The organism is Halomonas sp. 3H (assembly GCF_024206005.1).
Lineage (GTDB): Bacteria > Pseudomonadota > Gammaproteobacteria > Pseudomonadales > Halomonadaceae > Halomonas > Halomonas campaniensis.
The window spans coordinates 2,583,616-2,606,475 of record NZ_CP100360.1 but is presented as its reverse complement, the minus strand read 5'-3'; the positions used below and the strand labels follow the sequence as shown (position 1 = coordinate 2,606,475).

The following is a 22,860-nucleotide window of genomic DNA, read 5'->3' as shown; positions in this document are numbered from 1 at the left end:
GTTTTTGCGTTATGGCGCAAGAAAGTGCTTGTCCGCAACCGGGTGGCCTGGCAATGCTGTCGGCATAGACATTCACAGGGAGGTGAACGCATGGCCGACAGCACCCTGGTCTTTATCGTGCTCGGATTGACGCTTGCGGCGTTCGTCTGGGGGCGCTTCCGCTACGACCTGGTGGCGCTGTCGGCGCTGCTCGGCTCGGTGATGCTGGGCCTGGTGCCCGGCGACGAGGCCTTCCTCGGCTTCGGCCACCCGGCGGTGATCACGGTGGCCGCGGTGCTGGTGCTCAGCCGTGGCTTCGAGCGCTCCGGGGTGGTGGACGTCATCGCCGAGCAGGTGCTCAGGGTCGGCGAGCGGCTCGTCCTGCAACTGCTGGTGCTGGTGGGCACCGTGGTGGTCCTGTCCGGCATCATGAACAACGTCGGTGCGCTGGCGCTGCTGCTGCCGGTGGCCATGCGGCTGGCCAGGGAGCACGACGCCTCGCCGTCGATCCTACTGATGCCGCTGGCCTTCGGCTCGCTGCTGGGCGGTCTCACCACCCTGATCGGCACCCCTCCCAACATCATCATCGCCAGCTACCGCGGCTCGGTGACCGGTGACAACTTCGGCATGTTCTCCTTCACGCCGGTGGGAGCGGTGGTGGCCCTGGCCGGGTTCGTCTTCATCCTGCTGGTTGGCTGGCGGCTGGTGCCCCAGCGGGCCGGCAAGGCCTCCACGGAGGCGATGTTCGACACCGCCAACTACCTGGTCGAGCTGCGGGTGGGAGAGGAGTCCAAGGCCAACGGCCTGACCCTGCGTGAGCTGCAGCAGGAGCTGGAGGAGACCATTCCGGTGCTCGCCGTGGTCCGCGACGACAAGCGCCGGGCCGGCCATGCCTTCTTCGGTACCCTCAGGGAGGGCGACATCCTGCTGATGGAGGCGGGCCCCGAGGAGATGAAGCTGCTCGAGGACAAGGCGGGGCTGCGACTGGGCAAGGACGCCGAGGAGGAAGAGCCGGCAGCCGGGGAGCAGGAGGAGACCGAAGCGCGCCGGGAGGCAGAGTCGCCCAGCGTGGGCGCGAAGAAAGCGCAGGCCGAGGAAGAGGAGAAGGCCGGGGAGGAAGCGGAGAAGGAGAAGGAAGAGAAGAGCGGCATGGATACCGAGGGCCTGCAGCTGGTGGAAGCGGTGGTGCGTAACGACTCCATGATGGTCAACCGCACCGTGCTTCAGCTGCGCCTGCACAACCAGTTCGGCCTGCACCTGGTGGCGGTGGCCCGGGACGGCGGGCGCCTCAAGCAGCGCCTGCGCGATATCCGCTTCCGCCCGGGCGACGTGCTGCTGCTGCAGGGCGGCGAGAGCGAGCTCTCCGAGAGCCTGGTCACCCTGGGCTGCCTGCCGCTGGCCAGCCGCAACCTGACCCTGGGCCAGCCGCGGATGCTGCTGGTATCGCTGGGCATCTTCGCCGCGGCCATCCTGGCGATGCTTTTCGATCTCCTGCCGGCCGCGGTGGCGCTCTCCCTGGCCGCCCTGGTCACGCTGCTGGTGGGGGTACTGCCCCTGCGAGAGGGTTACCAGGCCCTCGACGGACCGGTCATCGTGCTGCTGGGCGCCATGATCCCGGTGGGCCAGGCGCTGGAGACCAGCGGCGGGGCGGCGCTGATCGCCGAGGCGATGCTCGCCTGGGGCAGCGATTGGCCGGTGATCGTCACCCTGGTGGGGCTCTTCGTGCTCTCCATGGTGCTCTCCAATATCGTCAACAACGCCGCCGCGGCGCTGCTGATGGCACCCATCGCGGCGAGCCTGGCCAGTGGCTTCGATGCCTCCGTGGACCCCTTCCTGATGGTGGTGGCGGTGAGCGCCTCCTGCGCCTTTCTCACTCCCATCGGCCACCAGTCCAACACCCTGGTGATGGGCCCCGGCGGGTACCGCTTCGGCGACTACTGGAAGCTCGGCTTGCCGCTCTCCCTGGTGGTGCTGGCGGTAGCCATCCCGATGATTCTGCTGGTATGGCCGCTGTAGGAGCCGAGGGCAAGGGGCGCTCGAGCCTGAACGAACACGCCCCGGCACAGGCCGGGGCGCGGGTATGGCGGGAGGGTGAGAATCGTCAGGCGGCGTGGTGGCGCAGCACCTTGGACTTGTCGGTGACGAAGGCGTCGTATTCGAAGTCGTCCACGGTGAGCAGCTCCAGCACCCGGGCCTCGCGCTCGCGCATGAAGGTGGCATCCTCTTCGCTGATGATGCCGGCCCTGGCAGCCGCCTCCACCCGCTGCTCGGGATGCAGCGCATCGGCGGGCAGCTCCCCCTTCGCATAGGCCTTGTTGACCGTGCGGTAGAGGATCTCGGCGCGCTTCTGGGTCGCCAGCAGGGCGTTATAGCGAGCCAGGAAATTGGGGTGGCTGCCGTCGTCTGCCTCCCAGGTGTTGGCCAGCAGTTTCTTGCGCAGGGCGGTGTCCCGGGAGACCGCCTGGGCGATAGTGCGGGCCAGGTCATCGTGGGGGCGCTTGAAGCGCTTGCCGCGCGGCATCACCACCCGACGCAGCACCCGGGCCAGCGCCCGGTTGGGCAGGTTGTCGAACAGCTCGTCCAGGGCCTGCTCGGCGCGGCCCAGCAGCCACTGGCAGGCGTAGTGGAAGAGCGCCGCCTCGCCCTCGACCTTGTCGCCCTCGTGCCACTGCTTGATCACCATGGAGGCGAGGTAGAGGTTGGAGAGCACGTCGCCCAGCCGCGCCGAGAGCATCTCGCGCTGCTTGAGGGTGGAGCCGAGGCTCGCCATGGCGGCGTCGGCGCAGAGCCCGAAGCCGGCCGAGAGCCGGGCGATCTCCTGGGCGTAGCGCTGCGCCTCGGCGTCGAAGGGCACGGCGGGCTTGCCGATCCCGAGGCCCTGGGTGAAGGCGCGGGCGGCGTTGCCGAAGATCAGGCCGGCATGGCCGAAGAACGCCTTGTCGAAGGCCCGGATGTCGTCGGCGTCCTTGGCGGCCAACTCCTCCAGCACGTAGGGATGGCAGCGGATCGCCCCCTGGCCGAAGATCATCAGGTTGCGGGTCATGATGTTGGCGCCTTCCACGGTGATCGCCACCGGGTTGGCGCTATAGCCGATCCCCAGGTAGTTGCGCGGGCCCAGGGTCACCGCCTTGCCGCCGTGGATATCCATGGCGTCGCCGAGGATCTGGCGCTGGAACTCGGTGAGCTGGCTCTTGAGGATCGCCGAGGGCACCGCCGGCTTCTCTCCGCGGTCGATGGTGTTGGCGGTCTGGTAGACCGCCGCCTGGGCGATGTAGCCCAGCGCACTCATGCGGGCGAGGGGCTCCTGGACCCCCTCCATCTCGGCCACCGGCACGTTGAACTGGCGGCGAATGCGGGCGAAGCCGCCGCTCCAGCCGATGGCGTAGCGGGCGGTGCCGGTGGCGCCGGAGGGCAGGGTGATGCAGCGGCCGATGGAGAGACACTCCACCAGCATGCGCCAGCCCTGGCCGATCATCTCGGTGCCGCCGATGATGGTATCCAGCGGGACGAAGACGTCCTTGCCCTTGATCGGGCCGTTGAGGAAGGGGCTGCCGATGGGGTGGTGGCGACGGCCGATCTCCATGCCGGCGGTGTCGCGGGGAATCAGTGCCAGGGTGATGCCGCGGTCCTCCTCGTTGCCCAGCAGCTTCTCCGGGTCGAAGAGGCGGAAGGCCAGGCCCACCACGGTGGCGATGGGGGCCAGGGTGATCCAGCGCTTCTCGAAGTTGAGGCGCACGCCAAGCACCTCCTTGCCGTCGATGACCTGCCTGCAGACCACGCCGGTGTCGGGCAGCGAGGTGGCGTCAGACCCGGCGCGGGGGCCGGTGAGGCCGAAGCAGGGGATCTCGCGGCCGTCGGCCAGGCGCGGCAGGTAGTGGTCCTTCTGTGCCTCGGTGCCGTACTTGAGCAGCAGCTCGCCCGGGCCGAGGGAGTTGGGCACGCCCACGGTGACCATCAGGGTCTCGTTGACCGAGAGCTTCTGCAGCACCAGGGACTGCGCCTTGGCGGAGAACCCCAGGCCCCCGTAGGCCTTCGGGATGATCATGCCGAAGTAGCGCTCCTGCTTGAGGTGGTCCCAGAGCGCCTGGGGCAGGTCGGCGCGCTCCTTGGCGATCTCCCAGGCGTTGCACATGCCGGCCGCCACGGAACACTGGTTGTCGATGAAGGCGCGCTCCTCCTCGGTGAGGCCCTCGTCCGCGTAGTCCAGCAGCGCCTGCCAGTTCGGCTTGCCGGTGAAGAGCTCGCCGTCCCAGGCCACGCTGCCGGCCTCCAGGGCCGTGCGCTCGGTGTCGGAGACCTTCGGTGAGACCTTCTTGAACAGGGCGAAGAGGCGCGGGGTCAGCCACTTGCCGCGCAGGGCCGGCAGGCCGGCGGCGGCCACGGCGATGGCGCCGGCCAGCAGCAGCAGGCCCAGCAGGGTGGAGGCGAGGAGCAGGCTGGCAAGGCCCGTGACGGCGAGCACCGCCAGGGCGGGCAGGGCACCCGCCTCGCGGCGCATCACCGCCAGCAGGCCGACGACGGCCACGATCAGCAGGATCAGGGTGAGCATGGGGGACTCCGGTTGTTGTGGAACTCAAGGATTCGAACAGATGTTTGAATTCTTGCAGACTAGCCCACATCGGTGCAACCGGCCAGTGGCCAGGAAACATCTCGGCCTCGGCACTCATGGCCTACATGCTCGAGGCTTTCCCGGCGACAGCCTTGTTCGGGGGCGCTGAAAATACCTCCCTGTACGCTACCTCGGCCCTGCTGCGCTCTCGCGTCCTGCTCCGCTTGCAGGTCCGGTGCTGGCCATCCCTGGCCAGCCCGTTCGGAGCGGTGCTCCTCACCCTTGGTCCTCGGACCGCCTCCAAGGCTGTCCCCGGCGCCTCTCGCTGCTCGGTAAAGCGATCATTTCAAAACGCCCCGCGCTGCAGGGCAGGGCGGGGCGTTGGGGTGGCGAGGGGGCGGTGCTATGCCTCGAGGCGGCGCTGCGGCTCGCCGCGGGCGGGAGCGTCGCCCGCCACGTAGTAGGGGGCGTCGCTTCTCGGCAGGGGGTCGCGGCCGCGGATCCGGTCGGCGATCTTCTCGGCCAGCATGATGGTCGGCGCGTTGAGGTTGCCGGTGGGGATCAGCGGGAAGAGCGAGGCGTCCACCACCCGGAGCCCCTCCACGCCGTGCACCCGGCCCTGGCCATCCACCACGGCGTCGTCGCCCTCGCCCATGCGGCAGCTGCCGCAGGGGTGGTAGGCGGTCTCGGCATGGGCCCGCACGAAGGCGTCCAGCTCGGCATCGGACTGCACCTCGGGCCCTGGCGAGATCTCCCGGCCGCGGTAGGCATCGAAGGCAGGCTGGGCAATGATCTCCCGGGTCAGGCGGATGGCGTCGCGGAACTCCTGCCAGTCCTTCTCGGTGGACATGTAGTTGAAGAGGATGCTCGGCGCGGCCTCCGGGTCCCGGGAGGCGAGGCGGATGCGGCCGCGGCTCTCCGAGCGCATGGAGCCGACGTGGGCCTGGAAACCGTGGGCCTGCACCGCGCTCTTGCCATTGTAGCTGATGGCGATGGGCAGGAAGTGGTACTGCAGGTTGGGCCAGGGCTCCTCGTCGCTGGTGCGGATGAAGGCGCAGGACTCGAACTGGTTGCTGGCGCCGATGCCGCGGCCGAGGAAGAGCCACTCGGCGCCGATCTTCGGCTGGTTGTGCCACTTCAGCGCCGGGTAGAGGGAGATCGGCTCCTTGCACTCGTACTGGATGTACATCTCCAGGTGGTCCTGAAGGTGGGCGCCGACGTTGTCGTTGACGTGCACCGCCTCGATGCCGAACTCGTCGAGCACCGCGCGGGGGCCCACCCCGGAGCGCTGCAGGATCTGCGGCGAGGCGATGGCCCCGGCGCAGAGCAGCACCTCGCGGCGGGCACGCACCCGCTGCGCCTGGCCCTTGTGCTCATAGCGCACGCCCACGGCGCGCCTGCCCTCGAACTCGATGACGTCGGTGGTGGCCCGGGTCTCGATGGTCAGGTTGGGGCGCGGCTTTGCCATGTCCAGGTAGCCCCTGGCGGTGGAGGCGCGACGTCCCTTCGGCGTGACGAAGCGGTCCATGGGGCCGAAGCCCTCCTGGCGGTAGCCGTTGACGTCCTCGGTCTCGGCGTAGCCGGCCTGCCTGCCCGCCTCGATAAAGGTGTGGTAGAGGGGGTTGTTGCCTTCCTTGGGAGTGGTCACGCTCACCGGCCCGTCGCCGCCGTGGTAGTCGTTCGGCCCGACATCGCGGGTCTCGGACTTCCTGAAGTAGGGCAGGCAGTCGGCGTAGCTCCAGTCCTCGAGGCCCGGCGCCTTGGCCCAGTTGTCGTAGTCCAGGGCGTTGCCGCGGATGTAGCACATGCCGTTGATCAGCGAGGAGCCGCCGAGCCCCTTGCCGCGGCCACACTCCATGCGCCGGCCATCCATGTGCGGCTCGGGGTCGGTCTCGAAGGCCCAGTTGTAGCGCTTGCCCTGCAGCGGGTAGGCCAGGGCCGCCGGCATCTGGGTGCGGAAGTCGAAGCGGTGGTCAGGGCCGCCGGCCTCCAGCAGCAGCACCGAGACGTCCGCCTCCTCGGTGAGGCGGGTGGCGAGCACGTTGCCGGCTGAGCCGGCGCCGATGATGACGTAGTCGAATTCACGAAGCTCGGACATGTCGCCTCCTTAAAAGACCGATTCGAAGGGGCCCATCTCCACCTGCACCGACTTGGTCTGGGTGTAGTGGGCCAGGGTCTCGAGGCCGTTCTCGCGGCCCACGCCGGACTGCTTGTACCCGCCCACCGGCATCTCGGCCGGGGACTCGCCCCAGGTGTTGATCCAGCAGATGCCCGCCTCCAGGCGGTGGATCACCCGGTGGGCGCGGTTGAGGCTCTCGGTGAAGACGCCGGCGGCCAGCCCGTAGTGGGTGTCGTTGGCGCGGCGGATCACCTCCTGCTCGTCGTCGAAGGCGAGGATCGCCATCACCGGGCCGAAGATCTCCTCGCGCACGATGCGCATCTCGTCGGTGCAGTCGGTGAACACCGTGGGCGCCGCCCAGGCGCCGTTGGCCTTTTTGTCCTGGTTCCAGGCCTCTCCGCCGGCCAGCACCCTGGCGCCTTCCTGCTTGCCCAGCGCGATGTAGGAGAGCACCTTCTCCTGGTGCTCGAAGCTCACCAGGGGACCAAAGTTGACGCTGGGGTCCAGCGGGTCGCCGGCGCGGATACGTGCCACGCGCTCGGCGATCTTCGCCTCGAAGTCGTCCTTCACCGAACGCTCGACGAAGACCCGGGTGCCGTTGGTGCAGATCTGCCCGCTGGAGTAGAAGTTGGCCATCATGGCGGCGTCGGCGGCGCGGTCCAGGTCGGCGTCGGCGAAGACCACGAAGGGCGACTTGCCGCCCAGCTCCATGGTCACCTCCTTGAGGGTGGAGCCGCCGGCGGCGGCCATTACCTTCCTGCCGGTGCCCACCTCGCCGGTGAAGGAGACCTTGTCGATGCCGGGATGCTCGGTGAGCAGGGCACCCACCTCGCCGGCGCCGTGGACCACGTTGAAGACGCCGTCGGGCAGGCCCGCCTCGGTGAGGATCTCGGCCAGCTTCATGGCGGTGAGCGGGGTCACCTCGCTGGGCTTGAAGACCACGGCGTTGCCGGCGGCCAGGGCCGGGGCCGCCTTCCAGCAGGCGATCTGGATGGGGTAGTTCCAGGCCCCGATGGCGCCGACCACGCCCAGCGGCTCGCGGCGGGTGTAGACGAATGAATCCTCGCGCAGCGGGATCTGGGTGCCCTCGATGGCGGCAGCGAGGCCGGCATAGTACTCCAGGGCGTCGGCGCCGGTGACGATGTCCACCGCGGCGGTCTCGCTGATCGGCTTGCCGGTGTTGCGGGTCTCGAGTTCGGCGAGCTCATCATTGCGCTCCCGGAGCAGTGCCACTGCACGCTGCAGGATGCGCCCGCGCGCCATGCCGCTCATGGCGGCCCATTCGCGCTGGCCGCGCCGGGCGGCCGCCACGGCGGCGTCCACGTCGGCCGCCGAGGCCTGCTGGACGCGGGCCAGCAGGCTGCCGTCGAAGGGGTTCACGACCTCGAAGGTCTCGCCGGCGGTGGCGTCCACTTCGCGGCCGTTGATGTAGAGGGGCAGGGAGTCGCGCTGAGTCATGGGGAGTCTCCTTCAGTCGGCGTTGGTGGTGGCAGCGAGCAGCTGGTCCAGGGTGTCGAGGGCCGTGCGGCGTGCCGAATCGGCATCCAGGCCCCCCGGGGTCAGGGCGCCGCGCAGCCACAGGCCATCGATCACCGCGGCGAGGGTGCGTGAGGCCTGGCGCGCCTCGTCGCGCGCCATGACGCGCCGGAACTGGGCGCACAGGTTCGAGTAGAGGCGGCGATCGTTGACCTGCTGCAGCCGCGACAGCTGAGGCCGGTGCATGCTGCTGGCCCAGAAGTCCAGCCAGGTCTTGGCCACCGGACCGGTCACCTGACTGCGATCGAAGTTGCCTTCGATGATGGCCCTCAGGTGCGACCGAGGGCTGTCGTCCTCCAGGGCGCGTCGCCGCGCGGCCACGGCATCGCCCAGGTCGCTGAGGATCTGCCGCATGGTCGCCTCCAGCAGGCCGTCCTTGCCGCCGAAGTAGTGGCTGATGATGCCGGCGGAGACGCCGGCGTGGCGAGCGATGCGCGCCACGGTGGCGTCGGCCAGGCCGACCTCGTCGATGGCCGCCATGGTCGCCTTGATCAGCTGCTGGCGGCGGATGGGTTCCATTCCTACCTTGGGCACCTCGAGACCTCCTTGTTGATGGGCAGAGTTGCTGGGCAGACTTGCCACCACACCGGTGAGCATGGTTAGGATAGACACAGCCTGCCATTTTTTTATTGAACGTTCAATCAATAACGTTAGATCGACACGTTCCCGGCCGGCATCGTCTCGCCTCGGCCTGTCGCCGAGCCCGCTACGTCAGACATCCCAAGGAGGTTTTCCCATGACCGCATCTCCCATGACTCGCCGCCTGGCCCTGGGCCTGAGTGCCGCCGCCACCCTGGGGGCGACGCCGCTGTACGCCCAGGAGCCGGAGAGCTGCGCCACGGTGCGCTTCGCCGAGGTGGGCTGGACCGACATCACCGCCACCACCGCGCTGACCACCGAGGTGCTCGAGGCGCTGGGCTACGACACCCGCATCGATACGGTCTCCGTGCCCATCGCCTACCAGGGCATGAAGAACGATGACTTCGATGTCTTCCTGGGCAACTGGATGCCCTCCATGGCGTCGATCAGCGATCCCTACGTGGAGGAGGGCAGCGTCGAGCGTCTGAGGGCCAACCTGGAGGGCGCCAAGTACACCCTGGCGGTGCCGCAGTACGTCCATGACGCCGGCGTCACGTCGGTGGCCGACCTGGCCGAGCATGCCGAGGCGTTCGACAGTACCCTCCACGGCATCGAGGCCGGCAACGACGGCAACGAGCTGATCCAGCAGATGATCGATGACGACGCCTTCGGCCTCGGCGACTGGCGGCTGGTCGATTCCAGCGAGGCGGGCATGCTTGCCGAACTGCGCGCCCGGGTCCCGGACGAGCGCTGGATGGTGTTCCTGGGCTGGGAGCCGCATCCCATGAACACCAACTTCGACATGGCCTACCTGGAGGGGGCCGACGACTACTTCGGTCCCGACCTGGGCGGCGCCACCGTCTACACCAACACCCGCGGTGGCTACGTCGAGGAGTGTGCGAATGTCGGGACGCTGCTGGAGAACCTCGTCTTCACCCTGGAGATGGAGAACCAGCTGATGGCCGAGATCATGGACGCGGGCGAGGATCCCCGGGATGCCGCCCGCGCCTACCTGCAGGCCAACCCCGAGGTGCTGGAAGCGTGGCTCGAGGGCGTCGAGACCCGCGATGGCGAGGAGGGCCTGACCGCGGTTCGCCGGGCGCTCGACCTGGACGCCTGAGGTACCCGCGGTGGGCTTGCCAAGGGGCGGCCCGCCGTGCATAATTCACCCCCGTCGCACGGCGCATTGGCGTCGAGGCGGTGGTAAATGGCTACGTAGCTCAGCTGGTTAGAGCACATCACTCATAATGATGGGGTCCCCTGTTCAAATCAGGGCGTAGCCACCAGAACGCTCGCAAGACGCCCGCCAGGCTCTCGTCCCGGCGGGCGTTTTCCGTTGCGTGGCTGCCGGTTGCGAGGGCGTCGGAACGCCAAACGGCCCTTGACCTGGCAGGCGTGATCCGTATACTACGCCCCGTACTCTACGCCGTTCCTCGATAGCTCAGTTGGTAGAGCAAGTGACTGTTAATCACTGGGTCGCAGGTTCGAGTCCTGCTCGAGGAGCCAACGTCGGTTCGAGTACGCTGCGGTAACGGTCGATCCTCGATAGCTCAGTTGGTAGAGCAAGTGACTGTTAATCACTGGGTCGCAGGTTCGAGTCCTGCTCGAGGAGCCAGCCGCCGCACCCCTCTGCAGTATCCGGTCATTCCCCGATAGCTCAGTTGGTAGAGCAAATGACTGTTAATCATTGGGTCGCAGGTTCGAGTCCTGCTCGGGGAGCCATCCGTACTTTCCTGTTGTCGCGCTGATACCGCTGCGGGCTCCCTAGGGGTTCCCGACGTTTTCGCGTGCCCGGATGGCGGGCGGGCCCACCGCGCCGGCCCGGCGCTCGCCTCCGCGTCGCCTCAAACGCAGTGCGCCGGCCCAGGGGCCGGCGCACGATGTGGCGGTGCTCGTGATCGGGCCGTATCAGTCCCGGTTGGCCAGCCGATAGCCGCCGCTGAGCTTCGAGTAGTCGAGTAGGATATGGGCGGCTTCCACCACCTGCACCTGCTCCACCGGCTCATCGTCGCTCTCCTCGCCGCGGGCGTCGATCCACTCCTCGAGGGGCTCCAGGCCCAGCGCCAGGCGGCGCTGGTTCTCCAGGGCGAGCTGCTCGGCCTCCTGGGCCTCCACCTCGCGCTGGCGCTGTTCCCGGTTGAGGCTGACGCTGGTGTTCTGCTCGCGCATCCGGCGAGTCAGCTCGGCCTGCTGCTCCAGGTAGCGGAAGTTGGGCAGTTCCTCGGCGCGCTGGCGATGGCGGTCCTTGAGGGACTCCATGTGGCGCCAGGGTTCGCCGTAGTTGCGGTACTGCACCGAACGCACGGTGTCCCAGTCGAGGGCGTTGTCGAGGCTGCTTTCGCCGATCAGCTCCGGGTCGATCAGGCTCGGGAAGATGATGTCGGGCTCGACGCCGCGGTGCTGGGTGCTGTCGCCGGAGATCCGGTAGAACTTGGCACGGGTCAGCTTGATCTGGCCGTGGGAGAGTTCGTTGAGGGTCTGCACCGTGCCCTTGCCGAAGGTCGGCGTGCCCATCACCAGGCCGCGGCCGTAGTCCTGAATGGCGCCGGCGAAGATCTCCGAGGCCGAGGCCGAGAGGCGGTTGACCAGCACGCCCAGCGGGCCGTCGTAGATGGCGCCGGCCTCGGTGTCGCCGTAGAGGCTGATGCGGCCGCGGGCATCGCGCACCTGCACGGTGGGGCCGCGATCGATGAACAGGCCGATCAGCGAGTTGGCCTCCTGCAGGGCGCCGCCGCCGTTGTTGCGCAGGTCGAGCACGATGCCCTCGACGCCCTCGGCCTTGAGGCGCTCGATCTCCCGGGCCACGTCGCGGGTGGTGCTGCGGAACTCCTCCTCGCCGGCCTGCCAGGCATCGAAGTCCACGTAGAAGGTGGGAATCTTGATGCTGCCGATGCGGTGGATGCCGTCCTCGCGCTCGATCTCGATCACCTCGCCGCGGGCCGCCTGGTCCTCCAGGTTGACGGTGTCGCGGGTGATCTCGACGACCTTGGAGCGGGTCATGTCCACGGCCTGGGCCGGCACCACGTCGAGGCGCACCACGGAGCCCTTGGGCCCGCGGATCAGGTCGACCACGTTGTCCAGGCGCATGCCCACCACGTTGACCATCTCGCCTTCTTCCTGGCCCACCGCGATGATGCGGTCGGCGGGTTCCAGGGCGCCGGCGCGCTCGGCGGGGCCGCCCGGCACCAGGCTGGCCACCTTCACGTACTCGCCGTCGGACTGAAGCAGGGCGCCGATGCCTTCTAGCGACAGCCGCATCTGGATGTCGAAGGATTCGCCTTGGCGCGGGGAGAGGTACTCGCTGTGCGGGTCGATGCTGCTGGTGACGGCGGCCATGAAGAGGCCAAAGACGTCCTCCTCGTTGGTCTGGCGAACCCGGGAGAGCTGACCCTCGTAGCGCTGGCGCAGGTTCTCGACCACCTGCTCATCGTCCTGGCCGCTGATGGCCAGGGTCAGCGCCGCATTCTTCAGCCGCTTGAACCAGAGGTCGTCCAGTTCGTCCAGGCTCTCGGCCCAGGGGGCCTCGTCGCGGTCGATCTCGAGGCGCAGGTCGCTTTCATAGCGGAAGGCCAGGCCCTCGTCCAGGCGCTCCAGCAGCCATTCGAAACGCGCCTCGGCGCGCTGGTGATAGCGATCATAGAGCGCGAAGGCCTCGTCGAGCTCGCCGTCCAGCAGGGCGTCGTCGAGGCGTTCCTCCAGATGGCGGAAGTCGGCGACATCATCGGCCAGCAGGAAGGCGCGCTGGCCGTCGAGGACGTCCAGGTAGCGCTCGAAGGCCTGGCTCGACCAGGCGTCGTCGAGGCGGATGTCGGCATAGTGGCCGTAGCGCAGCGACTCGGCGACCTCCACGGCCGCCTGGCGCTGCGCATCGGTGGGTTGCGGCTGGGCCAGCGCGACGGTGGCGACCAGCAGCAGCCCGACCAGAGCAGTGGTCGAACGCCCCAGGTTGGCAAGCAGGCTCATCAATGAAGCACTCCCGGTTTCATGTACACTCTATTCCCTTGACCCTCGCCCGGTTCATGAGTTGCGTGAACCGAGCAGGCATTGTAGCAGCTTCGGTTGTCATCCCATGACATCTATGTAGAGGAACCCATGCCCCAGGACGACCTGATCGAGCGTCTGCTCGACTTCCTGCGCCGCTCTCCCACTCCCTGGCATGCCGTCGCCAGCATGGCGTCGCGCCTCGAGGCCGCCGGCTTCCGGCGGCTCGACGAGCGCGAGCCGTGGCAGCTGGCCCCCGGCGAGCGGGTCTACGTGACTCGCAACGACTCCTCGATCATCGCGCTGCAGCTGCCCCGCGAGCCGTTGGCCGCGCTGCGCATGATCGGCGCCCATACCGACAGCCCCGGCCTGCGTCTCAAGCCCCATGCCGCCCAGAGTGCCGCCGGCTGGCTTCAGCTCGGCATCGAGACCTACGGCGGCATGCTGCTCGCGCCCTGGTTCGACCGCGACCTGGGGCTGGCGGGGCGCGTCCATGTGCGCCACCCCGACGGTCGCCTGGAGGGCGTGCTGCTGCATGTCGACCGGCCGGTGGCGATCATCCCGAGCCTGGCCATCCACCTCGATCGCGAGGCCAACAACGGGCGGGCCATCAACGCCCAGACCGAGATGGCGCCGGTGCTCCTCCAGGGCGGCGGGTCGCCGGACCTGGAGCGCCTGCTCAAGGCGTGGCTTGCCGAGCAGCATGGCCTGGAGGACATCGAGCTGCTCGACTTCGAGCTCGGCCTCCATGACACGCAGCCGCCGAGCCGGGTCGGCGTCGAGGGGGAGCTGATCGCCAGCGCCCGGCTCGACAACCTGCTCTCCTGCTTCGTCGGGCTGGAGGCGCTGCTCGCCTCGGACGGACGTCAGGGGGTGGTACTGGTGGCCAACGACCACGAGGAGGTAGGCAGTGCCAGCGCCTGCGGGGCCCAGGGGCCCTTCCTCGGCGACGTGTTGCGGCGGGTCTGCGGGCAGCTGGGGCAGGGCGGCGATGAGGCCTTCATTCGCCTGATCCAGGCGTCGCGGATGATCTCCTGCGACAACGCCCATGCGCTGCACCCCAACTTCCGCGACAAGCACGATGCCGCCCACGGGCCGGCGCTCAACGGCGGCCCGGTGATCAAGGTCAACGCCAACCAGCGCTACGCCACCAACAGCGCCACGGCGGCGATGTTTCGCGACCTCTGCCGCCAGGCCGAGGTGCCGGTGCAGACCTTCGTGACCCGCGCCGACATGGGCTGCGGCAGCACCATCGGGCCGATCACCGCCACCGAGCTCGGGGTGCCGACCCTGGACGTGGGCGCCCCCCAGTGGGCCATGCACTCGATCCGCGAGACCGCGGGCAGCCACGACGTCGCCCACCTGGCCCGCGTGCTGACCGCCTTCTGCAACCGCGAGGTGCTGGACTGACGGCGAGGCCGCGGGCCCGGGAACGACGAAACCCGGCGCCGAGGCGCCGGGTTTCTGCTGTCTGGTGGCTACGCCCTGATTTGAACAGGGGACCCCATCATTATGAGTGATGTGCTCTAACCAGCTGAGCTACGTAGCCGTACAACGGGGGCGAAGTCTACGGCCCGGCCCCCGGGATGTCAAGCGCTCGGCGGTCAGACGTTGAAGCGGAAGTGGATCACGTCGCCGTCCTGGACGATGTACTCCTTGCCCTCCAGGCGCCACTTGCCGGCGTCCTTGGCGCCCTGCTCGCCGCCCAGGCTGACGAAGTCGTCATAGGCAATGACTTCCGCACGGATAAAGCCCTTCTGGAAGTCCGTGTGGATCACGCCGGCCGCCTCGGGGGCGGTGGCGCCCACCTTGACGGTCCAGGCGCGCACCTCCTTGACCCCGGCGGTGAAGTAGGTCTGCAGGCCGAGCAGGGCGTAGCCGGCGCGGATCACCCGGTCGAGGCCCGGTTCCTCCATGCCCATCTCGTCGAGGAACATGGCGCGCTCCTCGTCGTCGAGCTCGGCGATCTCCGCCTCGAGCTGGTTGCACACCGGCACCACCACGGCGCCCTCCTCGGCGGCGATCTCGCGGACCACGTCCAGGTAGGGGTTGGCCTCGAAGCCGTCCTCGTTGACGTTGGCGATGTACATGGTGGGCTTCAGCGTCAGGAAGCCGAAGCCCTTGAGCTGTTTCTGCTCGTCCGCGTCGAGGCCGAAGCTCCTCAGCGGCAGACCCTCGGCCAGGTGGGGCTGGATGCGCTCGAGGATCGCCTTGGTGGCGATGGCCTCCTTGTCGCCGCCCTTGGCGACCCGCACCAGGCGCTGAATGGCGCGCTCCACGGTGTCCAGGTCGGCCAGCGCCAGCTCCATGTTGATGATCTCGATGTCGGAACGCGGGTCGACCTGGTTGGCCACGTGGATGACGTTGTCGTTGTCGAAGCAGCGCACCACGTGGGCGATGGCCTGGGTCTCGCGGATGTTGGCCAGGAACTTGTTGCCGAGCCCCTCGCCCTTGGAGGCGCCCGCCACCAGCCCGGCGATATCGACGAACTCCATGGTGGTGGGGATCACCTTCTCGGGCTTGACGATCTCGGCCAGCTTGTCCAGGCGCGGGTCGGGCATCGGTACGATGCCGACGTTGGGCTCGATGGTGCAGAAGGGGAAGTTCTCGGCGTCGATGCCGGACTTGGTGAGGGCGTTGAAGAGGGTCGACTTGCCGACATTGGGCAGGCCGACGATACCGCAGTTGAAACCCATGGGATCGTCCTGGAAAGCGTGTTCGCGAATGGAAAGTGGTGGCTATTCTACAAGCGCCGAGCCACAAGCGCCTAGCGCCCGGCTGCTCAATGCCGGGCGGCTCGTGGTGAAGTGCGTCACCCCGGCACAGCAGCCCGTTGCCGACCGGCCTGTGGCTCGGCGCTAGGCGCTAGGCGCTGTGAAGCTGTGCAGCCGGTTCATGGCCTTCGCCCACTGGCCGCCGAGGGCGTCGGGCAGGGTGGCCAGGCACTCGTCGATGGCCGCCTCGATGGCGCCGTGCTCGGCCTTGCCGGGGCGCCCCAGCACGTAGTGGGTGACCTGGCGTGAGTCGCCGGGATGGCCGATGCCGATGCGCAGGCGGTGGAAGCCGCGCTCGTTGCCCAGGGCGCTGACGATGTCGCGCAGCCCGTTGTGGCCGCCGTGGCCGCCGCCGGTCTTGTAGCGGGCGGTGCCGGGGGGCAGGTCCAGCTCGTCGTGGGCCACCAGCAGCTCGTCCGGGGCGATCCTGTAGAACTGGCAGAGCGCGGCCACCGCGCCGCCGCTGCGGTTCATGAAGGTGGTCGGGTTGAGCAGGTGGAGGTCGTGGCCCTCGAACTGGACCCGGGCATGGAGGCCCAGGAACTTCCGGTCCGGGCGCAGTTCGGCGCCGCCGCGGCGGGCCACGGCCTCCACCAGCCAGGCGCCGGCATTGTGGCGGGTGGCCTCGTAGTCGGCACCGGGGTTGCCCAGTCCGATGATCGCTCTGACCTGGCTCATGGGGTCTGCCTCCAAAAAACCATCTGGAATGATCTTTGACGTCGCGTTAGCGGCGGCCACAAAAAAAATCAAGCGCCGAGGCGCTTGATCGGGAAGGGGAGGGGCCGTGCCGGGCACGGCCCCGAGGCGGGCGCGATTACTCGGCGCTCTCTCCGCCTTCTTCACCTTCGGCGCTCTCTTCGCCGTCTTCCTCACCGCCGCGGACCTTGGGCTTGGTGATGCTGAGCACGGCGTTATCGTGGTCCTCGCCGTGGGTCAGGTCGACCAGGATCACGCCGGCCGGCAGGGTCAGGTCGGAGAGGTGCAGGGTGGTGCCCAGCTCGACCTCGGTGATGTCCACTTCCAGGAAGTCGGGCAGGTCCTTGGGCAGGCAGCTGATCTGGACCTCGTTGGAGAGCACGTGAAGCTCGCCGCCCTCGTCCTTGATGCCCTTGCACGTCTCCTCGCCCACCACGTGCAGCGGCACGTTGATGGTGATCTCGTGGGTGGCGTCCACGCGCAGGAAGTCGGCGTGGGTGACCAGCGGCTTGAAGGGGTGGCGCTGCAGGTCACGCACCACCACCTGCTCGCTCTTGCCGTCGACGACCAGGTTGATCACGGAGGAGAAGAATGACTCGTCCTCGATCGCCTTGTAGAAGGCGGACTTCTCGAGGGAGATCGGCTGCGGTGCGGACTCGCCACCGTAGACGATGGCCGGCACCTGGAGGTTCGCACGACGCAGGCGGCGGCTCGCACCTTTCCCCAGGTCGTTACGAACGCTGGCGTTAAGGGTAAAATCGGACATGATGTTGCCTCTTGCTTGAAGTAGGGAAAGCGCCGCGGCCCGCGACCTGACCGTGACGTTTCCGGGAGCCCCGAAGGGCGTTGCTCCGGCGCCTGTTCCCTGGTGCTGTGACTCAGTGGAACATGGCGCTGACGGATTCCTCGTTGCTGACCCGACGGATCGCCTCGGCGATCAGGCCGGCCACGCTCAGCTGGCGGATCCGGCCGCTGCGCCGCGCGGTATCGGACAGCGGGATGGTATCGGTGACGACGACCTCGTCGAGCACCGAACCGGTGATGTTGTCCACCGCCGGTCCGGACAGGATCGGGTGGGTGGCGTAGGCCACGACGCGGTGGGCGCCATGCTCCTTGAGGGCCTCGCCGGCCTTGCAGAGGGTGCCGGCGGTGTCGATCATGTCGTCGACCACCACGCAGTTGCGCCCCTCGATCTCGCCGATGATGTGCATCACCTGGGCCTGGTTGGCCGAAGGGCGACGCTTGTCGATGATGGCGAGGTCGGCGTTGAGCTGCTTGGCGATGGCCCGGGCGCGCACCACGCCCCCCACGTCGGGGGAGACCACCACCAGGTTCTCGTAGTTCTGGCGCTCGATGTCGTCGAGCAGGATCGGCGAGCCGTAGACGTTGTCCACCGGCACGTCGAAGAAGCCCTGGATCTGGTCGGCGTGCAGGTCCATGGTCATCACCCGGTCGACCCCGGCCTTGACCATCATGTCGGCGACGATCTTGGCGGAGATCGGCACCCGGGCGGAGCGCACGCGACGGTCCTGACGGGCGTAGCCGTAGTAGGGCACCACGGCGGTGATCCTGGTGGCCGACGCCCGGCGCAGGGCATCGATCATCAGGATCAGTTCCATCAGGTTGTCGTTGGTCGGTGCACAGGTGGACTGCAGGACGAACACATCCTTGCCGCGCACGTTCTCGTTGATCTCGACGGCGATCTCTCCGTCGCTGAACTGTCCGACCGTGGCATTGCCCTGGCGGGTGTCCAGACTCTCGGCGATCTTCCTGGCGAGTTCGGGATTGGCATTCCCGGCGAAAACCATCAATTTTGACACGCGCGGCCACCTATGCAGTGTTTGGGGATCTCTGGGGGACATGTCGCCTGGCGGTGCGCCGAACGCGGCGGTGGGGCCCGTCAGCGATCCAGGGCGACATGAAGAGGAGAGCGGTTCAGGCCGCGGGCCTTGAAGGCCTGCCAGCGTTCCCGGGCCCGGGCCAGCAGGCGGTCGGCCTCGGCCTCGTCGTCCAGCCTGGCAAAGACACAGGCGCCGGTGCCGGTCAGCATGGTCGGTGCCTGCTCCGACAGCCAGTCGATCGCCTCGGCCACCTCGGGATAGATGGCCCGGACCGTGGCCTCGCAGTCGTTGCGCCAGCTCGACGCTCCCCCCTGCAGTGCGCGCGCCATGGTAATCGGGGGGGTGTCGCGTGTCAATTCGCCCGCCCCGAACACCGCGGGGGTGGAGACCGCCACGCCGGGGTGGATCACCACGAACCAGGGGGTGTCGAGGTCCACGGGGATGAGCCGCTCGCCCACCCCTTCGCCCCAGGCGGCGTGGCCGCGCACGAAGACCGGGACATCGGCGCCCAGGCGCAGGCCGAGTTCGGCCAGGTGCGCGAGGGAGAGCCCCAGCTGCCACAGCCGGTCGAGGCCGAGCAGCGCGGTGGCGGCATCAGAGCTGCCCCCGCCCAGGCCGCCCCCCATGGGCAGGCGCTTGTCGAGGTGGAGCTCGGCCCCCAGCCGGCAGCCGGTCTCGGCCTGGAGCAGGCGGGCGGCGCGCACGATCAGGTTGTCCTCGGGGGCCACGCCGGGGAGCTCGGGGGTCAGGCGGATCTCGCCGTCGCCGCGGCGGCCGAGGTGCAGGGTGTCGCCATGGTCGAGGAACTGGAACAGCGTCTGCAGCTCGTGGTAGCCGTCGGGGCGGCGGCCGGTGATCAGCAGCAGCCGGTTGAGCTTGGCCGGCGCCGGCAGGGTCATCGTCGCATCGGTCATGGCGCGGTTTCAGTCCTCCACCACCGGGCGCCAGTCGTTGACCACCAGGGTGACGCGCAGGTCGCCATAGGTCATGACCAGCCGGCGCGGCAGCCACAGCGTCTCGGCGAGGACCCAGTCGCGATAGTCGATCTCCCAGCCGTCCTGGGCGATGTGCTGGGGGAAGCCGAGTTCGTCGTGCTCGATCCGGTGTCGACTGCCCTCGGCCGGCAGGCCGCGTACCCAGTCGGAAAGGGCGCCAAGGGGCAGCGACCAGCCGAGCTGCTCTTCCATCAGGGCCTCGGGGGTCTCGGCCTCGAAGCGGCCCTCGCCGGTGGTCAGCGAGAAGCGCCCCTCGCGACCCTCGAGGGTGCTGCGGCCGCTGCCGAAGGGGCCGCTGATCAGCAGGCGATAGTAGTGGGGGTGCTGGCTCCAGTCGAGGTTGGCGCTGGTCGATTCCTGTGGGGTGCGCAGCCCGGCCTTGCCGGCCAGCACCCAGGTGTCCAGGGCCTCGAGCCGTTCTTCCTGGGCCTCCCACTGGCCGGCGGCGCGCTCGCCGTCGGGCACCGGGGTCCGCCCGGCGCAGCCGGCCAGCAGGGCCAGGATCAGCAGGAGGGGCAGCGGTCGCAGGAAGCGTGGCGGTGTCATGGCGGGTATCGTCCGGTGGGTGGCAGCAGGCTCAGGGGGCCAGTTCGGGGAGGCGCTCGAGCAGCTCGTCGAGCACCGGGCGGTCATCGAAGCGCTCGAGGGCCTCGCGCACCAGCTGGCGGGCCTCGTCGCGCCGCTCCAGCGCCCACAGGACCTCGGCCAGGTGGGCGGCGATCTCCTGGTCGGGCAGGGTGGCGTAGGCGCGCTCCAGCCAGGGCAGGGCGCCCTCTGGGTCGCCGAGGCGGAAGCGGACCCAGCCCATGCTGTCGAGGATGGCCGGGTTGCCGGGCTCGAGCTCGTGGGCGCGCTCGATCATCTCGCGGGCCTCCTCCAGGCGCTCCTCCAGGCCCAGGTCGGCCAGGGTGTAGCCCAGGGCGTTGAGCGCCATGGCGCTGTCCGGGCTGCGCTCGATGATGCGTCCCAGATCACGCTCCATGGCTTCCAGGTCGCGCTGTTCCCAGGCGCGCATGGCGCGCAGGTAGAGCAGCTGCTCGTCGTTGGGGGTGCGGTCCAGCTCTCGGTCGAGCAGGGCATCGGCCTCGGCGGTAAGCCCTTCGCGCTCGAGCAGCTCCACCTCCAGCGAGACCAGGTCGGAGAAACTGGCCTCGTGGCGCAGCCGCTCGATGCGCAGGAAGGCTCGCGCGTCGAGCAGGCGGTCGTCGGCGATCAGCATCTCGGCGGCGCGCAGCCGGGCGGCCAGGAACTCGTTTCCCTCGGCGACCTGGCGGTAATAGAGGAGGGCGTTGTCCACCTCGCCCTCCGCCTCGGCGATGGCGCCGAGCAGGTAGAAGGCCATGGGCGGGGTGTCGGGGGCATCGACCAGCGGCAGCAGCAGGCGCCGGGCCGGCTCCGGGTGGCCCTCGTCGAGGTAGAGGCGCGCCAGGGCCAGACGCAGCTCGTGGTTGCCGGTATGGTCGTCGAGCAGGGCGTCGGTCTGCGCCTCGGCGGCGGCCACGTTGCCCAGCCGAAGCTCGCTCTGGGCGATCAGCAGGATGAAGCGTGCGTCCCCCGGCGAGACGTTCAGGCCGCGGCGGGCGGCATCCCGGGCCCCGGCGTGGTTGCCGCTCTCCTGGGCCAGCCTGGCGCGGGTCAGCCACAGCGCCGGTAGCTCCGGGGCGCTCTGGCCCAGGCGCTCCAGCCGGCGCCGGGCCGCGTCGTTGTCGCCGGCGGCCACCTCGAGCAGGGCGGTGGCCAGCTCGGCATCGTGGCGCCGGGCGCCGGGGCCGGTACGCGCCAGGTGGTCCCGCAGCCGCGCCAGCAGGGGGACGGGGTCGGCTCCCTCGGCCAGCGCCGACTCGACGAAGGCCGCCAGGTCGCTTTCCCCACCGCGCTCGACGAGCCGCAGCCGCTGCTCCAGGGCCGCCGGCCAGTCGCCGCGCTGGATCGCCAGGCCGGCCAGCAGGCGAGAGGGGGGCTCGTCGTCGGGCGCCAGCCGCTGCCACTCGCCGGCGGCGCGCGCCAGCAGGTCGGGGTCGCTGCTGAAGCTGGCCGCCAGCGCCGCTCGGGCGGCCAGGGCGGCAGAGCCATAGCGCTCGGTGGCCGCCAGGTAGCCCAGGGTGGCCCGGCGGTAGTCGCCGCGCTGGCCGGCCAGTTCGGCGGTCAGCAGGCCCGCCAGCCCCTCGGCATCCAGGCCGCGCGTGACGGGCGGGGCGCCGGCCATGGGGTCGTCCTCCGCGCCCCCGGGGGCGTCGGCGGCGGGCAGCGCCTGGCAGCCGGCGACCAGGGTCGCCAGGGCCAGGGGTGCCAGGCCAGCGCGCGTGGCGCGACGAAGGGTGTCGAGTCCGGATGGCATGAGCGTCTCGTTCATAAGGCCGAGCCGCCAGCATAACGGCTCGGCCGGTGCGGGCAAAGGTCATCGCCCTTGCGCCGCGTCATCTCCTGGCGCGATAGCCCGGCACGGGGCGCCCAAGGGGATTTCGCTGTGGTAGACTCGTGGCCTTCATTTCACGACTCCGCCGTTGCCGGACGCCACTAGCGAAGACCTCCGACGCATGACGCTGCTTGCCCTGGGAATCAATCATCGGACCGCGACCGTGGAGGTGCGTGAGCAGGTTGCCTTCACGCCGACCCAGCTGGAGTCGGCGCTCGGCGAACTGCGCGGCCTGCCCGAGGTCAAGGAGGCGGCGGTCCTCTCCACCTGCAACCGCACCGAGCTCTACTGCATCACCGAGGAGCAGGGCGAGCGGGTGGTGCTCGACTGGCTGGGACGCTTCCACGGCCTGGCGGTCGAGGACCTGTCGCGCTGCGCCTACCACTACCTGGACAACGAGGCGGCACGCCACCTGATGCGGGTCGCCGTGGGGCTCGACTCCATGGTGCTGGGTGAGCCGCAGATCCTCGGCCAGCTCAAGGACGCCTACCAGGCCAGCCGCCACGCCAGGGGGCTCGGCAAGGAGCTGGAGTGCCTCTTCCAGCACACCTTCGCCGTGGCCAAGCAGGTGCGCACCGAGACCGGCATCGGCCGCAACCCGGTATCGGTGGCCTATGCGGCGGTGAGCCTGGCCAGCCGGATCTTCGATGACTTCGGCCGCGCCCGGGCGCTGCTGATCGGCGCCGGCGAGACGATCGAGCTGGTGGCGCGCCACCTGCACGAGGCGGGGGTGCGACAGCTGACCGTGGCCAACCGCACCCGTGAACGGGCCGAGCTGCTCGCCGCCCCGCTGGCCGGCCGCGCGATCACCCTCGACGAGATCCCCGACGCCCTGGTGGACGCCGACATCGTCATCTCCTCCACCGCGGCGCCCCTGCCGATCCTCGGCAAGGGGATGGTGGAGCGGGCGCTGAAGAAGCGCCGCCATCGCCCCATCTTCATGGTCGATATCGCCGTGCCCCGGGACATCGAGCCCGAGGTGGGCCAGCTCGCCGACATCTTCCTCTATACCGTCGATGACCTGCAGGAGGTGATCGAGGAGAACCGTCGCCACCGCCAGGTGGCCGCCGACCAGGCCGAGTCGCTGATCGAGCACGGCGTGGGCGCCTGGCTCCATGAGCGGCGCATCCGCGGCGGCGGCGAGCTGATCCGCGACTACCGCGAGAGCGCCGTGGCGCTGCGCGAACTCTCCGAGCGGCAGGCCCTGGCCCGCCTGGCGCGCGGCGAGGACCCCGAGGCGGTGATCCACCGCCTGGCCCACCAGCTGACCAACCGCCTGCTGCATCGCCCCACCGTGGCGCTGCGCGAGGCGGCTTCCGCCGAGCGCCATGACCTGCTCGAGGCTGCCGCCACGCTGCTGCTCGATGCCTCTCCCGACAAGACCCGATAGGACCG

Annotated in this window: 16 protein-coding genes and 5 tRNA genes; 8 read left to right on the top strand and 13 right to left on the bottom strand. The window is 69.2% G+C overall.

Features of this window, described 5'->3' with window-relative positions:
- The first annotated feature begins 90 nt into the window (after nt 1–90).
- Nucleotides 91–1,995 (top strand): SLC13 family permease, encoded by a 1,905-nt coding sequence (locus tag NFC98_RS12135; protein WP_254275211.1) that lies wholly within the window; start codon nt 91–93, stop codon nt 1,993–1,995.
- Between the two features lie 85 nt (nt 1,996–2,080).
- Here NFC98_RS12135 and NFC98_RS12130 read toward each other — a convergent pair whose 3' ends face one another.
- The 4 genes from NFC98_RS12130 to betI form a co-directional block, all read right to left on the bottom strand.
- On the bottom strand, nt 2,081–4,528 hold the full coding sequence (locus NFC98_RS12130) for an acyl-CoA dehydrogenase (protein ID WP_254275210.1): 2,448 nt from the start codon (nt 4,526–4,528) through the stop codon (nt 2,081–2,083).
- Nucleotides 4,529–4,931: 403 nt separating this feature from the next.
- Nucleotides 4,932–6,626, bottom strand: coding sequence for a choline dehydrogenase (gene betA, locus NFC98_RS12125; RefSeq protein ID WP_254275209.1), 1,695 nt, complete (start codon nt 6,624–6,626; stop codon nt 4,932–4,934).
- Nucleotides 6,627–6,635: 9 nt separating this feature from the next.
- Nucleotides 6,636–8,105: a betaine-aldehyde dehydrogenase gene (gene betB, locus NFC98_RS12120; RefSeq protein ID WP_254275208.1), complete on the bottom strand. Its 1,470-nt coding sequence runs from the start codon at nt 8,103–8,105 to the stop codon at nt 6,636–6,638.
- Nucleotides 8,106–8,117: 12 nt separating this feature from the next.
- Nucleotides 8,118–8,717 carry a transcriptional regulator BetI gene (gene betI / locus NFC98_RS12115; RefSeq protein ID WP_254275207.1) on the bottom strand — a complete coding sequence of 200 codons (600 nt, stop codon included), beginning with the start codon at nt 8,715–8,717 and terminating at the stop codon, nt 8,118–8,120.
- 202 nt (nt 8,718–8,919) lie between these two features.
- Here betI and NFC98_RS12110 point away from each other — a divergent pair, with 202 nt between their 5' ends.
- From NFC98_RS12110 to NFC98_RS12090, 5 genes are all read left to right on the top strand, one after another.
- Nucleotides 8,920–9,882, top strand: a complete 963-nt coding sequence (locus NFC98_RS12110; protein ID WP_254275206.1) for a choline ABC transporter substrate-binding protein — start codon at nt 8,920–8,922, stop codon at nt 9,880–9,882.
- Between the two features lie 89 nt (nt 9,883–9,971).
- Nucleotides 9,972–10,048: transfer RNA gene (locus NFC98_RS12105), tRNA-Met, on the top strand.
- 144 nt (nt 10,049–10,192) lie between these two features.
- Nucleotides 10,193–10,268, top strand: a tRNA-Asn gene (locus tag NFC98_RS12100).
- 33 nt (nt 10,269–10,301) lie between these two features.
- Nucleotides 10,302–10,377: transfer RNA gene (locus NFC98_RS12095), tRNA-Asn, on the top strand.
- A gap of 31 nt (nt 10,378–10,408) precedes the next feature.
- Nucleotides 10,409–10,484, top strand: a tRNA-Asn gene (locus NFC98_RS12090).
- Nucleotides 10,485–10,670: 186 nt separating this feature from the next.
- Here the strand turns inward: NFC98_RS12090 and NFC98_RS12085 are convergent.
- Entirely contained in the window at nt 10,671–12,725 is a 2,055-nt protein-coding gene (locus tag NFC98_RS12085) for a carboxy terminal-processing peptidase (RefSeq protein WP_254275205.1), read from the bottom strand.
- Between the two features lie 129 nt (nt 12,726–12,854).
- Here NFC98_RS12085 and NFC98_RS12080 point away from each other — a divergent pair, with 129 nt between their 5' ends.
- Nucleotides 12,855–14,153, top strand: a complete 1,299-nt coding sequence (locus NFC98_RS12080) for a M18 family aminopeptidase (protein WP_254275204.1) — start codon at nt 12,855–12,857, stop codon at nt 14,151–14,153.
- Between the two features lie 62 nt (nt 14,154–14,215).
- On the opposite strand, the gene NFC98_RS12075 is transcribed toward NFC98_RS12080, so the two are convergent.
- The 8 genes from NFC98_RS12075 to NFC98_RS12040 form a co-directional block, all read right to left on the bottom strand.
- A tRNA-Met gene (locus NFC98_RS12075) sits at nt 14,216–14,292 on the bottom strand.
- Between the two features lie 55 nt (nt 14,293–14,347).
- The gene (ychF, locus tag NFC98_RS12070) at nt 14,348–15,439 is read right to left on the bottom strand and encodes a redox-regulated ATPase YchF (RefSeq protein ID WP_254275203.1); all 1,092 of its coding nucleotides are present in this window, start codon (nt 15,437–15,439) and stop codon (nt 14,348–14,350) included.
- Between the two features lie 162 nt (nt 15,440–15,601).
- On the bottom strand, nt 15,602–16,195 hold the full coding sequence (gene pth / locus NFC98_RS12065) for an aminoacyl-tRNA hydrolase (protein ID WP_254275202.1): 594 nt from the start codon (nt 16,193–16,195) through the stop codon (nt 15,602–15,604).
- Nucleotides 16,196–16,331: 136 nt separating this feature from the next.
- The gene (locus NFC98_RS12060; RefSeq protein WP_254275201.1) at nt 16,332–16,979 is read right to left on the bottom strand and encodes a 50S ribosomal protein L25/general stress protein Ctc; all 648 of its coding nucleotides are present in this window, start codon (nt 16,977–16,979) and stop codon (nt 16,332–16,334) included.
- A 112-nt stretch (nt 16,980–17,091) separates the two neighbouring features.
- Nucleotides 17,092–18,033, bottom strand: coding sequence for a ribose-phosphate pyrophosphokinase (locus tag NFC98_RS12055; protein WP_183330028.1), 942 nt, complete (start codon nt 18,031–18,033; stop codon nt 17,092–17,094).
- A gap of 80 nt (nt 18,034–18,113) precedes the next feature.
- Entirely contained in the window at nt 18,114–18,968 is an 855-nt protein-coding gene (ispE, locus tag NFC98_RS12050) for a 4-(cytidine 5'-diphospho)-2-C-methyl-D-erythritol kinase (RefSeq protein WP_254275200.1), read from the bottom strand.
- Between the two features lie 9 nt (nt 18,969–18,977).
- Nucleotides 18,978–19,595, bottom strand: a complete 618-nt coding sequence (lolB, locus tag NFC98_RS12045) for a lipoprotein insertase outer membrane protein LolB (protein ID WP_254275199.1) — start codon at nt 19,593–19,595, stop codon at nt 18,978–18,980.
- Between the two features lie 31 nt (nt 19,596–19,626).
- Nucleotides 19,627–21,387 carry a tetratricopeptide repeat protein gene (locus NFC98_RS12040; RefSeq protein WP_254275198.1) on the bottom strand — a complete coding sequence of 587 codons (1,761 nt, stop codon included), beginning with the start codon at nt 21,385–21,387 and terminating at the stop codon, nt 19,627–19,629.
- 199 nt (nt 21,388–21,586) lie between these two features.
- On the opposite strand from NFC98_RS12040, the gene hemA reads away from it, so the two are divergent.
- Nucleotides 21,587–22,855, top strand: coding sequence for a glutamyl-tRNA reductase (gene hemA / locus NFC98_RS12035; protein ID WP_254275197.1), 1,269 nt, complete (start codon nt 21,587–21,589; stop codon nt 22,853–22,855).
- The last annotated feature ends 5 nt before the right edge of the window (nt 22,856–22,860 follow it).

What these genes read in the sequence shown, in the direction of transcription:
- NFC98_RS12135 (WP_254275211.1), top strand. Translation starts at nt 91, where the DNA reads ATGGCCGACAGCACCCTGGTCTTTATCGTGCTCGGATTGACGCTTGCG.
- NFC98_RS12130 (WP_254275210.1), bottom strand. Translation starts at nt 4,528, where the DNA reads ATGCTCACCCTGATCCTGCTGATCGTGGCCGTCGTCGGCCTGCTGGCG.
- betA (WP_254275209.1), bottom strand. Translation starts at nt 6,626, where the DNA reads ATGTCCGAGCTTCGTGAATTCGACTACGTCATCATCGGCGCCGGCTCA.
- betB (WP_254275208.1), bottom strand. Translation starts at nt 8,105, where the DNA reads ATGACTCAGCGCGACTCCCTGCCCCTCTACATCAACGGCCGCGAAGTG.
- NFC98_RS12110 (WP_254275206.1), top strand. Translation starts at nt 8,920, where the DNA reads ATGACCGCATCTCCCATGACTCGCCGCCTGGCCCTGGGCCTGAGTGCC.
- NFC98_RS12085 (WP_254275205.1), bottom strand. Translation starts at nt 12,725, where the DNA reads ATGAGCCTGCTTGCCAACCTGGGGCGTTCGACCACTGCTCTGGTCGGG.
- NFC98_RS12080 (WP_254275204.1), top strand. Translation starts at nt 12,855, where the DNA reads ATGCCCCAGGACGACCTGATCGAGCGTCTGCTCGACTTCCTGCGCCGC.
- ychF (WP_254275203.1), bottom strand. Translation starts at nt 15,439, where the DNA reads ATGGGTTTCAACTGCGGTATCGTCGGCCTGCCCAATGTCGGCAAGTCG.
- pth (WP_254275202.1), bottom strand. Translation starts at nt 16,195, where the DNA reads ATGAGCCAGGTCAGAGCGATCATCGGACTGGGCAACCCCGGTGCCGAC.
- NFC98_RS12060 (WP_254275201.1), bottom strand. Translation starts at nt 16,979, where the DNA reads ATGTCCGATTTTACCCTTAACGCCAGCGTTCGTAACGACCTGGGGAAA.
- ispE (WP_254275200.1), bottom strand. Translation starts at nt 18,968, where the DNA reads ATGACCGATGCGACGATGACCCTGCCGGCGCCGGCCAAGCTCAACCGG.
- lolB (WP_254275199.1), bottom strand. Translation starts at nt 19,595, where the DNA reads ATGACACCGCCACGCTTCCTGCGACCGCTGCCCCTCCTGCTGATCCTG.
- NFC98_RS12040 (WP_254275198.1), bottom strand. Translation starts at nt 21,387, where the DNA reads ATGCCATCCGGACTCGACACCCTTCGTCGCGCCACGCGCGCTGGCCTG.
- hemA (WP_254275197.1), top strand. Translation starts at nt 21,587, where the DNA reads ATGACGCTGCTTGCCCTGGGAATCAATCATCGGACCGCGACCGTGGAG.